The sequence below is a fragment of the Burkholderia plantarii genome, assembly GCF_001411805.1.
GTDB classification, from domain to species: Bacteria; Pseudomonadota; Gammaproteobacteria; order Burkholderiales; family Burkholderiaceae; genus Burkholderia; species Burkholderia plantarii.
On record NZ_CP007213.1, the window covers coordinates 1021502 to 1034202 of the forward strand.

Below are 12701 nucleotides of genomic sequence, written 5' to 3' on the forward strand. Positions count from 1 at the left end.
GCATGCTCCGTCTTGCCCGCGCGCGTGCGGACCGGGCCGCGCGCCGCTTGCCGCGTGGTTTCGGCGCGCGCCTATGCCTCGTACTTCGCCTGTTCCAGATCCGAGATCAGCGTCGGGCCGCTCGGCCGCCAGCCGAGCCGTGCCTGCGTCAACGCGCTGGAGGCGGGCATGTCGAGACCGACGAACATCGCCATCCAGCCGAAATGCGCGGCGGCTTCGGCCGGCGGGATCGAGACGGCCGGCAGGTTCAGGCCGCGCCCGAGCGTCTCGGCGATGTCGCGGCTGCTCACGCCTTCCTCGCCCACCGCGTGATAGCGCGCGCCGCGCTCGGCGGCCTCCAGCGCGAGCCGGTAGAGCCGCACCGTATCCGACAGATGGCCGGCCGGCCAGCGGTTGCGGCCCTCGCCGACGTAGGCCACCCTGCCTTTCTCGCGCGCGATGCTGACGAGCGGCGTGATGAGGCCCTGCCGCCGCGGATCGTGGACCTGCGGCAGCCGCACCACCGACAGGTTGATGCCGGCCTCGAGCAGCGCGTGGCCAGCCTGCTCGGACGCGATGCGCGGGTTCGGATGCGAGTCGTTGAACACGTCCTCGCTGGCCAGCGTGCCGGGCGCGCCGCTGCCCATGCCGGTGCCCGAAGTAATCACCAGCGGCCGGTCGGAGCCGGCCAGCGCCGCGCCGAGCGCCGCGATCGCGCGCTTGTCCTTCTCGCAGTTCTCGGCGAAGCGCGAGAAATCGTGATCGAAGGCCGTGTGGATCACGCCGTCGGCCTGCTCGGCGCCGCGCCGCAGGCTCTCCGGATCCTCCAGGGTGCCGCGATACACCTCGGCGCCCGCCTCGGCGAGGGCCTGGGCGCCCGCGTCCGAGCGCGTCATGCCAAGTACCTGATGGCCGGCCGCGATCAGTTCGGGAACGAGGGCCGAGCCGATGAAACCGGTCGCGCCCGTCAGAAAAATACGCATGTGAAGTCTCTCCTGGGTCGTCACGTGCTCACTATCCGACGATTCGTTATCCCGTTAAAGTAGTGAATTCATCATGGTAAAGCGACTAACAGGATTCCCATGTCGACCCATCCCGCGACCTCGCTCGGCGAGTTCCTGAAGAGCCGCCGCACCCGGCTCGACCCGGCCAGTTTCGGTTTCAGCGGCCGCCGGCGCACGCCGGGGCTGCGTCGCGAGGAGGTCGCGCAACGCGCGAACATCAGTCCCACCTGGTACACCTGGCTCGAGCAGGGGCGCGGCGGCGCGCCGTCGGCCGAGGTGCTGGAGCGAATCTGCGGCGCGCTGCTGCTGACCGACGCCGAGCGCGAGCACCTGTTCATGCTCGGGCTCGGGCGGCCGCCCGAGGTGCGCTACAAGTTGGTGGACGGCGTCAGCCCGCGGCTGCAGCGCCTGCTCGATTCGCTGGTCGCGAGCCCCGCGATCGTCAAGACGCCGACCTGGGACGTGGTGGCCTGGAACCGCGCCGCGGCCGTCGTGCTGACCGATTACGGCACGCTGCCGCCCGGCCAGCGCAACATCCTGCGCTTCCTGTTCCGCCATCCTGCCGTGCGTGCCAAGCAGCACGACTGGAATGCCGTGGCGCGCTTCGTGGTGGGAGCGTTTCGCGCCGACGTGGCGCGCGCGGGGCTCGCCTCCGAGGCGGCCGCGCTGGTGGACGAGCTGTGCGGCGCGAGCGCGGAGTTCGCCGCGCTGTGGCGCGACAACGACGTGCTGAACCATGGCGAAGGCGATGGCGTGAAACGCCTGGAGCATCCGAAGCTTGGTTCGATCGAGCTTGAATATTCGGCGTTTTCCGTCGATGGCCGGCCCGATCTCGGCATGATCGTCTATACGCCGATTGACGAGGAGACGGCCGGGAGGATTCGGGCGCTGGCTGTGCAGGAGTGAGGGCGGGGAGCGCGGCGACAGGATGCGGATGACGGACTTCGGGGATGAGAGGTGTGTTCGCGCGTTCGCGTGAATCGATTATCTTGGAAGCGTGTCTGGAATGACAGGCTTTAATTTCGGGTAAAGATAGACGATGCGATTCTGGTTGTGCCAAATCGCATGGTGTTGCCATTGCCAATATATCTGGACGGCGGTTGATCGATTGACCTGATCGTCACGTGTCGGTGCCGTTTTTATCGCTTCCGTCGGCACATTCTGGGCGGCATGGCGAGGGCGCGAGCCGTCGAATTCGAGCGAGTCCACCAAGGCAAGGTCGAAGAATTCAAATAGCCAAATATTCGAAAATCGCTATCGAATATATTCGATATCAATTCGATTTTGATTTAAGCCAAGATTCTTTCGTTTTTGTTAATCTCTAAAATAAACATCTTTAAGATCCGTTCACGGTGATTGCCGACATCGATGCGATTTGAGCAGTGTTTCGCATTGGTTGAGCATCGGCGTCGCCTGTCAGCCTGTCCTGTCGCACGAACTCATTCCCGGGCCACTGCGCATTTGCACGGCAATCCGGTTTCAGTTCTCCGTTTCGACGAGACGGGACATCGAACCATTTACGAGAGAAGGCGAAATCATGCAGCGCAAAAGAGAGGGTCGGGTTTGGCGGGCCGGGGCGGTGGCCGCGATGACTGCATTCGTGGCACTTGGGCTGGCCGCCTGCGGCGGCGGTGACGATGACACGCCGGCGCCGGCGCCGGCCGCTGGCGGCGGTGGGACGACTCCGGCTGGCACGGGCGTCACGGTGGACGGTACGTCGAAAACGGTGGATGCCGACAATAAGGGCAATGTTTTCGTGATGGCGCCGCCGATGCCCAACAATAAATACGGGGAAATCTCCGAAACCGGACTCTCGATGGCAACGCTGGCTGCTTCGGCCTTGACCGAAGCGGCGCCGGGTGCCTATACCGGCTTCAAAGCGGATCAGGGCTTCAAGTTGACGAAGGGGATGGTGACCGATCTGGCCGGCAACGGCCAATACGCGATTGGCCGCTGGACTGACGGCACCGATTCGTCGGGGGCGACCTACACCAAGAACCAGGGGCGGATGTGGGCAGTCGGAACACCGCTGCATGTAACGCTGACTCCCGATACGCCCCTCGACTGCCGGCTGGAAGCCGCGACTCGCCCCGTCGATATCAACGGCAACACGGCCCCCGGCAAGCTCGATACGGCAACGGTCAAGGCTCGCGTCACCGAAGCGACACCGGGGAATCCGAAACTTGCTCTCGATATCGATCTCGGCTATTCGATCGGTCAGGACACCAAGCAGTCGTTCAAGATCCATGCGGACAAATTGAACGGGGTGGGTTATATGACGAGCCGCGCCGATGGCTACACGGTAGTGACGCGCCTGGTCGGCAGGGACGAGAAAGCGCCCTACTGGCTGCTGTCGTACACCTTCAATGCGCCAACCACCGGTGCAATCAGTGGCGTGGCCGCGCTGGCTTGCACGATGCCGGCGGTGCAAACGCCTGACAAGAGCGACACGGCCGATAAGTCCGACACGGCCGATAAGTCCGACACGGCCGATAAGTCCGACACGGCCGATAAGTCCGACGCGGCCGATCAGTCCAATAAAGCGGACACCGCCGATGCGTCCGCATCGGCGTGACGCATGAACCGGATCGACCGCCGCGCCGGGTGTAGCGCCAGCGCGTGACGCCCGGCCGCCCTCCGGGGCCATGCCTCGGAGGGCGGAGACTTCCGTTACCGTTGCTGATTCCCCCAAGGGGGTGCATGCGTGGGGCCACTCGCAGCAATCTGCCGGCCCCACGAAGGACGACGAAGGAAACCATTCGAGGAAACGATTCTCAGCGCCGTTCGCCCCCCGATCACGGCAACAACACCGCCCGCCCGCGAATCCTGCCTTCCCGCAAGCGCTGATAGACCTCGGCCGCCTGCTCTAGCGGGAATGTCTCCACGTCTGCGCGAATCCTCCCCGACGCCGCCAGCGCGATCACCTCGATCAACTCCGTGCGCGTGCCCCAGTATGGAATGCTGACCTCGCAGCCATAGGGCGGACGGTTGGCGCGATAGTGCAGCGTCCCGCCGCCCAGGCCCACGATCTCGATCCGGCTCGCGCGGCCCACGACGTCGGCGCACAGATCGACGGTCGCCTGTATGCCGACGAAGTCGAACGCGACCGCGGCGCCGCGCGCGCCCACCAACTCGCGAATCTCCTGCGCCGCGCGCGTGCTGTCGCGTGTATTGACCGTATGCGCGATGCCCAGGCCTCGCGCGTGTTCGAGTCGCAAATCATCGATGTCGCAGCCGATGATCGTGGCGGACGTCAGCGCGCGCAGGATCTGCACGGCCATGTGCCCGAGCCCGCCGATGCCGACCACCACCGCGCAGGCATCGGGCGTCAGCAGCGGCAGCGCCTTCCGGATCGCGTGATACGGCGTGAGCGCGGCGTCGCTGAGCGGCGCGGCCTGCACCGGATCGAGCTTGCCGAGCGGCACGAGCAGGCGCGCGGACGGCACGATCATGTATTCGGCCATGCCGCCATCCGAGCCGAGCCCGCCGCCGAAGGTCGGAATCTCGGCATGATGTTCGCAATAGTTCTCGGCGGAGGTCTGGCAGGTGCGGCAGCGCCCGCAGCCCCACGGCCCGTAGACCGCCACCGCGTCACCTTCCTTCCAGCCGGTCACGCCCGCGCCCAGCGACGCGATCCATCCCGCGTTCTCGTGTCCGAGCGTGAACTGGCCCGGGCCGATCGCGCCGAGCATGCCGATACCGTGATCGAGCACGTGCAGATCGGAGTGGCATACGCCCGCGCCCGCGATTTTCACCAGCACCTGGCCGGGGCCGGGCGTGGGCGTGGGAACCTCGATGATCTCGGGCGCCTGGCCCGCCGCGATATACCTGACTGCCTTCATCTCGACCTCCTGTCGGAAGAGGGACAACCGTCGTGGAAGCGGCACGCGAATCGAGCCCGTGTCAGGCCGACGGCGGAATCAAGTGCGATTGGCGTCCGATATCGATCAGTACGACGATGTGTCCAGATGCGGATCGATACGGATTCGAACCCGTGCCGCGCGGCGTGCCGTTGTCGTGTTGCGCCCGGCTGGCCGGCCGTCGCCGGACGCGAAGGATCTGGCCTGCCTGGCCGGCCCGGTTCGAATCTAGGCGAATTCACGGCGACGAAATTTGATGTGAAGTCATCCCGGCGCGAATAAACGCTTGCGCACCGGTATTGCCGCACAGGCAAATCGGCGCAGGCGGGCGGACAACCGGCCGGCATCGTCATCGCGCCGCAAGCGCGTGACCGTCGTATCCCTCGATCGGACGGGAGCAGGCCGCGCAGGGTCTCGCGCGATGCGGCGGGGCGGCCATGAACGCGTTCATGACGATCTCCCGCGCCGGCGGCGGCACCGGTTGGTACGGTCACAAATGCCATCTTCAGGGTCATTTACGCCATGCGCATCGCCGTACTCGCACTCGACGGACTGTTCGACACGGGGCTCACCGTCATGCCCGACGCCCTGGGCGCCGCCAACAAGCTCGCGGTTCGCGCGATGGGCCGCGCGCCCGATTTCGAGGTGTCGATCGTCGGCATGCGCAAGCGCGTGCAGTCCTCGCACGGGCTGCTGATTCCGGTGCAGCCGGTGGCCGCTACGCCGCGGCCGGACTGGGTGATCGTGCCGGCGCTGAACACGACCTCGCCGGACGAACTGCTGGCCTCGCTCGAACGCGCCGACCTGCGCGAGGCCAAGGCGAAGCTGATCCGCTGGCACGAGGCGGGCGCGAAGATCGGCGCCTCGTGCATCGGCACGTTCCTGCTCGCGGAAACGGGCCTGCCCGACGGGCGTCAGGTCACCACCAACTGGCCGCTCGCGCCGCTGTTCCGGCAGCGCTATCCGGACATCCGGCTCGACGAGTCGCGCATGCCGATTCCGTCCGACATCGGCGTGACGGCCGGCTCGGCGATGGGGCATCTCGATCTCGCGCCGTGGCTGATCCGCACGATGAGCCCGGAGCTGTCGTCGCTGGTCTCGCGCGACCTGCGCGCCGAATTGCGTTGAGCGGCGGGCGGGTCGGCAGGAGGGAGGAAAGCGCTGCCGTTACCGTGTTGGACGCGATAAAGGCGGGGAACGGCGCGTTGCCGCGAAGCGGACCGCGTTCCAGGACAGGGGCAAGGGCAAGGCCGGCGGCGCCACTCGATCCGATCCGGCTGGCGAAACCACCGCGATCGAGCAAAGCTTGCCGTGCGCCGCTCCCTGAAACACGCGGTGAAGCGCGCCAGCGCGTTCCGCCATCAGCCAGCCCTCTCCCAAACCGTGACGCCCACCGGATCGATCGCGATCCGGCAAGTCACGGGCGCGTCCGGCAGCGTCGCATCGAGCGCGACATCGAAAGCCTGTCCGCCGAGTTCGATGCGCGCGCAATGTTCGCCGTCGCGCAGGTCGACCGATTCGATCCGTGCCTCGAATGGCCCGTCGGCATCGAGCCGGATCGCGCGCGGCGCGACGCGCCACATCACGGCGCGCCCCGCGTCGGGCAAGCCGACCGAGGCGGCCGCGTCGAGCGCGATCCGGCCGCCGATCTCGACGCTCGCACCATCCTTCATCACGCCTTCGCCCACGTTGCGCAGCCCGAGCAGCTCCGCCACGCGCCGGCTCGCCGGCCGCGCGAACACCTCGGCGACGGGGCCGGCCTGCAGCGTTTCGCCCTGGTCGATCACGAGCACGTCGTCGGCGAGCTGCGCGGCCTCGTCGGGATCGTGCGTGACGATCACGGTCACGGCGCCGATCTCGCGCTGCAGCGCGCGCAGCGAGCGCCGCAACTGCCGCCGGCGCGGCGTGTCGAGCGCCGAGAACGGCTCGTCGAACAGCAGCAGATGGCTATGCCGCGTCAGCGCGCGCGCGAGCGCAACGCGCTGGCGCTGGCCGAGCGACAGCTGGCGCGGCAGCCGCTGCGTCAGTGCGCCGAGCCCCAGATGTTCGATCCAGTAGCGCGCGGCGGCCGGATCGGCGTCGACCGGAAACGCGAGCTGCGCGGCCACCGTCATATGCGGGAACAGGCCGTAGTCCTGCGGCATGTAGCCGATCTGGCGTCGCTCGGGCGGCAGCGCGCCGAGAGCGGTGTCGCCGAGCTTGACCGCGTTGCCGTCGTCGCCCGGTTCGAGTCCGGCGATCAATCGCAGCGCGAGCGACTTGCCGGAGCCCGACGGCCCGACGATCGCGAGCCGGCGCGAGGCCGGCGCCCAGTCCACGGCGAGCCGGAACGCGCCGAGCTGCCGGCGCAGCCGGATCGCGAGGCGCGACTCGGGCGCGAGCGTGTCGGGCGCCGCGCCGGCGGGTGCGAGCGGCGGCTCGTCGCCGCCGGCGGCGGGCGTCGGCTCGGCGTCGTCGCGCGCGCCGAGCCGCACGATCGACAGCGCCGCGCAGGCCACCGCGATCGCGAGCGTCGGCAGCAGCAGCGGCATCATCGCCGGCAGCCCCTGGCCGCCGAACACGACGTAGGTATAGACGGGCAGGGAATAGGGGTGATACGCGACCATCACGGTCGCACCGAATTCACCGAACGCGCGCAGCCAGGCCAGCGCGAGCCCGGCGCGGATCGAGGGCCACGCGGCCGGCAGCGCGACGCGGAAGAAGCGGCTGCCGGCGCGGTGGCCGAGCGTGGCGGCGACGTCCTCGAACACCGGATCGATCGCCGCGAACGCGGAGCGCGCGGCGATGATCAGGAACGGCGCGGCCACGAAGGTTTCGGCCAGCACGATGCCGGCGAACGAATCGGTCAGCGCGCCGCCGGTGAGCCGGCCGATCGGGCTATAGGGGCCGAGCAGGAACAGCAGCAGCACGCCGCTGGTGAGCGGCGGCAGCGCGAGCGGCAGCTGCACGATGAAGCCGAGCGGCGCGGCAAGGCGCGAGCCCGAACGCGCCAGCCAGTAGCCGAGCGGCACGCCGCCCAGCAGCGTGACGAGCGCGGCCAGCGTCGCGCTGCCGGCCGAGATGCCGACCGCCGACCAGGTCTGCGCCCAGTCGACGTTGGCCCAGTCGGCCTGGCCGATCTGCGGCAGGCTCGCGATGAACGGCGCGCACAGGTAGGCGGCCAGCAGCAGCGCGAGCAGCCGCAGCGGCCCGGCGAGGCGTCGCGCCATTACTGCGCGGCGTCGATGACGGCTTGCAGCGACGGCGGCAGCGCCTGCGCGTTGCCGGAGACCTTCGGCGTGACCACGTCCACGCCGTGTTCCTTCAGCAGCTCACGCCCCTTCGCGCTGAGCAGGAAGTTCGCGAAGCGCGCCGCGCCGTCCTGGTTCGGCGCGTCGGACAGGATCGCCAGCGTGTAGCTCGCCTTGGCCTGCAGCTCGGGCGCGGGCGCCACGGCCGGGATCTTCAGGTCCGAGGTCTCGGTCGAGTAGAAGAAGCCGGCGTCGAGCTGGCCCGACTGCAGGCGGCCCACCAGCGTTTCCTCCGGCAGCACCTGCTCCGGATTCTCCGGCGTGCCGAGCGTCTTCTGCACCAGATCGGGCTGGTGATAGGCGCTCGCGGCCTTGGTCATCATCTCCACCGTGAACGCGCCCTTCGGGTCGAGCTTCGGATCGGTGCGGCCGATCCGGATGCCCGGCTCCTGCAGCACCTGGTCCCAGCGCTTCGTCTTGAACGCCTGCGCGAAGCGGCTCTTCGGGTTGTAGCCGATCATCAGCGGCGATTCGGCGAAGTTGACGTACCACGTCACGAAGTTGCCGTTCGCCTCGCCCATCAGGCTGGCGTTGACCTTCGGGCTGGCGCTGACGAACACGTCGCCGCGCCGCAGCTTGCCCTTGATCTCGTTGGCGATCTTGTTCGAACCCGCGGCGTAGCCGCGGAAGCGCAGGCCGGTCTCCTTCTCGAACGCCGGGCCGACGCTGCGCTCCATCAGGTTGACGAGCGAGCCGGCGTACAGCACGTTCACGGTGTCGTTGCCGGCGGCCTGCGCGGTGGCGCCGAAAGCGCTCGCGACGACCGCGGCGGTGACCAGCAGCTTGCGAAACATGGTGTTCTCCGTACCGTTGTGAAGGTCGGTATATTACGGTGGTCCGGCGCGATTCGGGAGATTGCATGCGGTCGCGCGGGCCATCCGTTGCGTTTACACTGGCGCCGTAGCTGCGCCGGCCGCGTCGGTCGGCGGCGACCGGACAGGAGACTGAGCATGCGCACGAGTGCCCGTAATCATTTCGTCGGACGGATCGCCCACGTCAAGCCCGGCGCGGTCAACGACGAGGTGACGCTGCGCGCGGCGGACGGCCTCGAGATCGTGGCGATCGTCACGCACGGCAGCGCCGAGGCGCTCGGGCTCGCGTCCGGCGTCGAGGCGTTCGCGCTCGTCAAGGCCTCGTCGGTGCTGGTGATGGTGGACGTCGACGCGAGCCGCGTATCGGCGCGCAACTGCGTGGCCGGCACGGTGTCGGCGCTGACCAGGGGGGCCGTCAATGCCGAGGTCGCGATCATGGCGGCGGGCGGCGCGCAGGTGGTGGCGATCGTCACCAACGACAGCGCCGACCGGCTCGGGCTCGCCGTCGGCCAGCCGGCCACGGCGATCTTCAAGGCCTCGAGCGTGATCGTCGGCGTCGACGGCTGAGGCGCGCGATGACCACGCCCGACCTCGCCGCCCCGGCGGCTCACCCTCTCGCGGCGCCCGCCGCCGGCGTGGTCCACGTGGCCGGCGACGTGCTGCGCCCGGCCTCGCTCTCGCTCGCGCAGTTGGCCGAGTTGCCCTCGGTGGTGTGCGAGCCGTTCGCGCTGCGCTGCTTCACGAGCGGGCGCTACCTCCGCGACGTCGAGCGCTACCGCGGCGTGCGGCTGACCGAGCTGTTCACGCGCGCCGGGCTGCACGATCCGGCCAGCGGCGATTTCAAGCGCACCATCTTCCTCGCGATCGGCCACGACGGTTATGCCGTCACGTTCTCGTGGCACGAGCTGTTCAACACCGCGATCGGCGAGCAGGCGATCGTCGCCTTCGAATGCGGCGGCCAGCCGCTGACGGCCGAGGGCGGCGGCCCCTTGCTGTTCTCGGGCGCGGACCTCTCGCCGGCGCCGCGCCACGTCAAGCGGCTCGCCTCGCTGGTGGCGCGCGTGATCGTCCCCTGACGGCGCGCGTGGACACACCGCCATGGCGGATTTCGACGATGCCGCGCTTTCTCGGTGCCGATCGACCGCGCGCGTCGCGCGGCGCGGTGAGCTGGCCTGCTACGGCTGTCGCGCGAGGCGCTTGGCGGTTGGCTGGCACGGCATCGGCTTGGTGCCTCCGGTGACGTGGCGCGAGCGGTGGATTTTCCCGATGGGTTCGACGGCTTCAACGAGGCTTCGGCGCTGCCCGCCGCCGCGCCGGCGCTGCCGGCCGCGCGCGCGGCGTTCGTCGTCGCGCCGCGCGAGCGGCTGACGGGCGGCGCGAATCCCGCCGTCGACGCCGACGACATGCGCCGTCCCGCCACGACCGTCGCGCCTGCCTGCCTGCGTCCCGATCACCTGTGGCGCGATCTCGGGCTGTCGGGGCGCGACGTCGTGCCGGCGATGTTGACGCGGTATTTCCCCGCGCTCGTCGCGCGCAATACCGCCAACCTGCGCTGGAGGAAGTTTCTCGCGCGCGTCCCCGCGCTGGCGCGCGGCGACGAGCCGGCGCCCGCGCCCGGCTGCCCCGGCTGCCCCGGCTGCGAGGATTGCCGGCAGTGTTTTCCGGGCGACGGCGGCCGGCCGGCGTGAGCCGTGCGGCACGATAGCCCGGCGCGCCAGCGCCTGTCTGGCCGCCAGGGGGTTCGTGTATGCTTGCGCGCATGACCAAGCCCGCCGCCTCTTCGTCCGACACCGCGTCGCCGCCCGCGCCCGTCGGCACGCCCCAAGTCCACTTCCGCATGCGCATCCGCCGCGGCGACACCGTCGCGCTCGGCCCCGGCAAGGTCACGCTGCTCGAAGCCGTGCATGAGCATGGCTCGATCTCGGCGGCCGCGCGCCATCTCGGCATGTCGTACCGGCGCGCCTGGCTGCTGATCGACGAACTGAACCGCTCGCTGCGCTCGCCGGCCACGCATTCGGAGCAGGGCGGCGCGAGCGGCGGCGGCTGCACGCTGACGCCTGTCGGCGAATCGATCGTCGCGCTCTATCGCGAGATCGAGGATGAGGCGCAACGCCATTGCGCGAAGCAGATCGCCGCGCTTACGGAGATGATGCAGCCCTGAGTCGGGTTGGCTGTTGCGGTGCCTGCGGTGTTTCGCACGAAGATTGCCCAGGTTCATCCGTGGCCGGGTTCAAGCGGCTGCATTCCCATATCGCACCATGAAGCATCGATGAGCGCGGTTGCCGAAGGCGCCGTGCCTGTTCTCCTGCGCCGTTGGTGACGACCCGACGCCTTCGCGACTTCGCGCCCCCGCTTCAAGTCATTCGGTAATCGCCTGATTCATGCGAATTGAATCAATCGCTTCGGCATTTACCCCGCTTGCTATCGAGACGGCAGGGAATCCAGTGCCGATTGCGAGTGACCGGGGCGCAGGGCGCCCGAGCCTCACCCCAGCCTGATCCCCGACGCGCGCCGCGCCGCGTTCGCCTCGGCGGCGATCGCGTCGACCACGCCGGCCGCGCTCGCGGCCTTGAGCCGCCGCAGCGGCACCGATCGCGCCTCGCATGCCGCCGCAAGCTTCGCGGCTGCCTCGCGATCGACGCGGTCGGCGGCGAACACCACGAGATCCGCGCCGGCCACGAGCCGCTCCCAGCACTCGTCGCCCATGTCCGCGCCGTCGTGCAGCGCGACCGACCCACCCGCCGAGCCGACCAGCCGTTCGAGCGCCGCGTTCGATCCCGGCCGGCCGCCGACATACACGATCCGCCTGCCGCGCATCGCGCGCAGCGACGGCCGCGCGAAGTCGAGCCCGCCCGGCGTGGCCGCGAACGCCTGTTCGAGCACCGCCGCCTCGCGCCTGGCCGCGTTCAGCGCATGCAGCGCGTCGTCGAGCTGCTCGCGCAGCATCCGCACGCGGGCCTGCTCCGCGTCGAGCCGTTCCTCGGCGGCGGCTGCGCGGCCGGCCAGCAGCACCGCGGCGGCGTCGCGCTCGGCCAGCGCGTGCCGCAGCCGGGCCGGTTCGTCGGAGGGCGGAAGGGCAGCGGCGGGCATCATGGCGGGCTCAGAGCAGCGATCCGGCGATGACGGAAGTCCCGAGGTCGGGATCGAGGTCCGCGGCGCGGGCCGGGCCGCGGCGGGCGGCCCGGCGGTGCGGTTCGGTGCGGGGTCCATCGTCGGCCTCCTTCGGTGGGCGGGCGGCGGCCGGCGCGTCGAGCGTGTCGAGCGCGCGGCTTTCCAGCACGTGCTCGACGCAGATCCCGATCAGCTCGGCGTCGAGCCGCTCCAGCGACAGCGCCGCCTCGCGCAGCGCGGCCGGGCCGGCCACCGGGGGCGGCGCGAAGATCACGTCGCGAAACGTCTCCGCGCGCGCGACGCGGTCGATCAGCCGGCGCAGATCCGGCAGGCGGCGAAAGCGCGCGCGCTCGGCGCCGGCCGCCAGTGCGGCGAGCAGCATGTCGAAGCGCCGCGTGTCGATCGAACCGGGCGACACGGGCACGGCGGCGTTGCCGGTGGCCGCGCCGTCCGCGAACAGCGCGACGAAGCGCGCGAGGCTGCCGCGCAGCCGCGCGAACGCGTCCACCACGTCGACGATCAGCGTCGCCCGCTCGGTGTCCTCGCGGCGCCGCACCGGCACGATGCGCGCCGACAGCTCGCCGTGCCGGACCGCGTCGTCCGTCCATGGGGTTGACTTGCTCATACGCCTGTTGGTCCGCCGGC

Annotated in this window: 13 protein-coding genes; 7 read left to right on the plus strand and 6 right to left on the minus strand. The window is 69.7% G+C overall.

The window, feature by feature from the left end:
- Positions 1–71 precede the first annotated feature (71 nt).
- Entirely contained in the window at positions 72–962 is an 891-nt protein-coding gene (locus bpln_RS21810) for an SDR family oxidoreductase (RefSeq protein WP_055139976.1), read from the minus strand.
- A gap of 99 nt (positions 963–1061) precedes the next feature.
- On the opposite strand from bpln_RS21810, the gene bpln_RS21815 reads away from it, so the two are divergent.
- On the plus strand, positions 1062–1889 hold the full coding sequence (locus bpln_RS21815) for a helix-turn-helix transcriptional regulator (RefSeq protein ID WP_055139977.1): 828 nt from the start codon (positions 1062–1064) through the stop codon (positions 1887–1889).
- 682 nt (positions 1890–2571) lie between these two features.
- Positions 2572–3558: a hypothetical protein gene (locus bpln_RS21820; protein ID WP_244132023.1), complete on the plus strand. Its 987-nt coding sequence runs from the start codon at positions 2572–2574 to the stop codon at positions 3556–3558.
- 220 nt (positions 3559–3778) lie between these two features.
- Here the strand turns inward: bpln_RS21820 and bpln_RS21825 are convergent, their stop codons facing one another.
- Entirely contained in the window at positions 3779–4825 is a 1047-nt protein-coding gene (locus bpln_RS21825) for an NAD(P)-dependent alcohol dehydrogenase (RefSeq protein WP_055139978.1), read from the minus strand.
- A gap of 540 nt (positions 4826–5365) precedes the next feature.
- On the opposite strand from bpln_RS21825, the gene bpln_RS21830 reads away from it, so the two are divergent.
- Positions 5366–5971: a type 1 glutamine amidotransferase family protein gene (locus bpln_RS21830; protein ID WP_055139979.1), complete on the plus strand. Its 606-nt coding sequence runs from the start codon at positions 5366–5368 to the stop codon at positions 5969–5971.
- A gap of 233 nt (positions 5972–6204) precedes the next feature.
- On the opposite strand, the gene bpln_RS21835 is transcribed toward bpln_RS21830, so the two are convergent.
- Both bpln_RS21835 and bpln_RS21840 read right to left on the minus strand, forming a co-directional pair.
- Positions 6205–8052, minus strand: a complete 1848-nt coding sequence (locus bpln_RS21835) for an ABC transporter ATP-binding protein/permease (protein ID WP_042627381.1) — start codon at positions 8050–8052, stop codon at positions 6205–6207.
- Positions 8052–8927 (minus strand): extracellular solute-binding protein, encoded by an 876-nt coding sequence (locus bpln_RS21840; RefSeq protein WP_042627382.1) that lies wholly within the window; start codon positions 8925–8927, stop codon positions 8052–8054. Before bpln_RS21840 ends, bpln_RS21835 begins: the two co-directional genes overlap by 1 nt.
- Before the next feature lie 156 nt (positions 8928–9083).
- Between bpln_RS21840 and bpln_RS21845 the strand changes: the two genes are divergently transcribed.
- The 4 genes from bpln_RS21845 to bpln_RS21860 all read left to right on the plus strand — a co-directional run bounded on the left by bpln_RS21845 (position 9084) and on the right by bpln_RS21860 (position 11106).
- The gene (locus tag bpln_RS21845) at positions 9084–9512 is read left to right on the plus strand and encodes a TOBE domain-containing protein (protein WP_055139980.1); all 429 of its coding nucleotides are present in this window, start codon (positions 9084–9086) and stop codon (positions 9510–9512) included.
- An 8-nt stretch (positions 9513–9520) separates the two neighbouring features.
- Positions 9521–10021 carry a molybdopterin-dependent oxidoreductase gene (locus bpln_RS21850; RefSeq protein ID WP_055139981.1) on the plus strand — a complete coding sequence of 167 codons (501 nt, stop codon included), beginning with the start codon at positions 9521–9523 and terminating at the stop codon, positions 10019–10021.
- A gap of 177 nt (positions 10022–10198) precedes the next feature.
- Positions 10199–10633, plus strand: a complete 435-nt coding sequence (locus bpln_RS37435) for a nitrogen fixation protein NifQ (RefSeq protein WP_055139982.1) — start codon at positions 10199–10201, stop codon at positions 10631–10633.
- A gap of 59 nt (positions 10634–10692) precedes the next feature.
- Positions 10693–11106 carry a winged helix-turn-helix domain-containing protein gene (locus bpln_RS21860; RefSeq protein ID WP_420807378.1) on the plus strand — a complete coding sequence of 138 codons (414 nt, stop codon included), beginning with the start codon at positions 10693–10695 and terminating at the stop codon, positions 11104–11106.
- Positions 11107–11429: 323 nt separating this feature from the next.
- On the opposite strand, the gene bpln_RS37440 is transcribed toward bpln_RS21860, so the two are convergent.
- Positions 11430–12038 carry a DUF2325 domain-containing protein gene (locus bpln_RS37440; RefSeq protein WP_052498415.1) on the minus strand — a complete coding sequence of 203 codons (609 nt, stop codon included), beginning with the start codon at positions 12036–12038 and terminating at the stop codon, positions 11430–11432.
- A 7-nt stretch (positions 12039–12045) separates the two neighbouring features.
- Positions 12046–12681: a hypothetical protein gene (locus bpln_RS21870; RefSeq protein ID WP_055139983.1), complete on the minus strand. Its 636-nt coding sequence runs from the start codon at positions 12679–12681 to the stop codon at positions 12046–12048.
- Positions 12682–12701: the final 20 nt, after the last annotated feature.

Coding starts and splice junctions, on each gene's coding strand:
- bpln_RS21815 (WP_055139977.1), top strand. CDS start 1,062: ATGTCGACCCATCCCGCGACCTCGCTCGGCGAGTTCCTGAAGAGCCGC.
- bpln_RS21820 (WP_244132023.1), top strand. CDS start 2,572: ATGACTGCATTCGTGGCACTTGGGCTGGCCGCCTGCGGCGGCGGTGAC.
- bpln_RS21825 (WP_055139978.1), bottom strand. CDS start 4,825: ATGAAGGCAGTCAGGTATATCGCGGCGGGCCAGGCGCCCGAGATCATC.
- bpln_RS21860 (WP_420807378.1), top strand. CDS start 10,693: ATGCTTGCGCGCATGACCAAGCCCGCCGCCTCTTCGTCCGACACCGCG.
- bpln_RS21810 (WP_055139976.1), bottom strand. CDS start 962: ATGCGTATTTTTCTGACGGGCGCGACCGGTTTCATCGGCTCGGCCCTC.
- bpln_RS21830 (WP_055139979.1), top strand. CDS start 5,366: ATGCGCATCGCCGTACTCGCACTCGACGGACTGTTCGACACGGGGCTC.
- bpln_RS37440 (WP_052498415.1), bottom strand. CDS start 12,038: ATGATGCCCGCCGCTGCCCTTCCGCCCTCCGACGAACCGGCCCGGCTG.
- bpln_RS21840 (WP_042627382.1), bottom strand. CDS start 8,927: ATGTTTCGCAAGCTGCTGGTCACCGCCGCGGTCGTCGCGAGCGCTTTC.
- bpln_RS21870 (WP_055139983.1), bottom strand. CDS start 12,681: ATGAGCAAGTCAACCCCATGGACGGACGACGCGGTCCGGCACGGCGAG.
- bpln_RS21835 (WP_042627381.1), bottom strand. CDS start 8,052: ATGGCGCGACGCCTCGCCGGGCCGCTGCGGCTGCTCGCGCTGCTGCTG.
- bpln_RS21850 (WP_055139981.1), top strand. CDS start 9,521: ATGACCACGCCCGACCTCGCCGCCCCGGCGGCTCACCCTCTCGCGGCG.
- bpln_RS21845 (WP_055139980.1), top strand. CDS start 9,084: ATGCGCACGAGTGCCCGTAATCATTTCGTCGGACGGATCGCCCACGTC.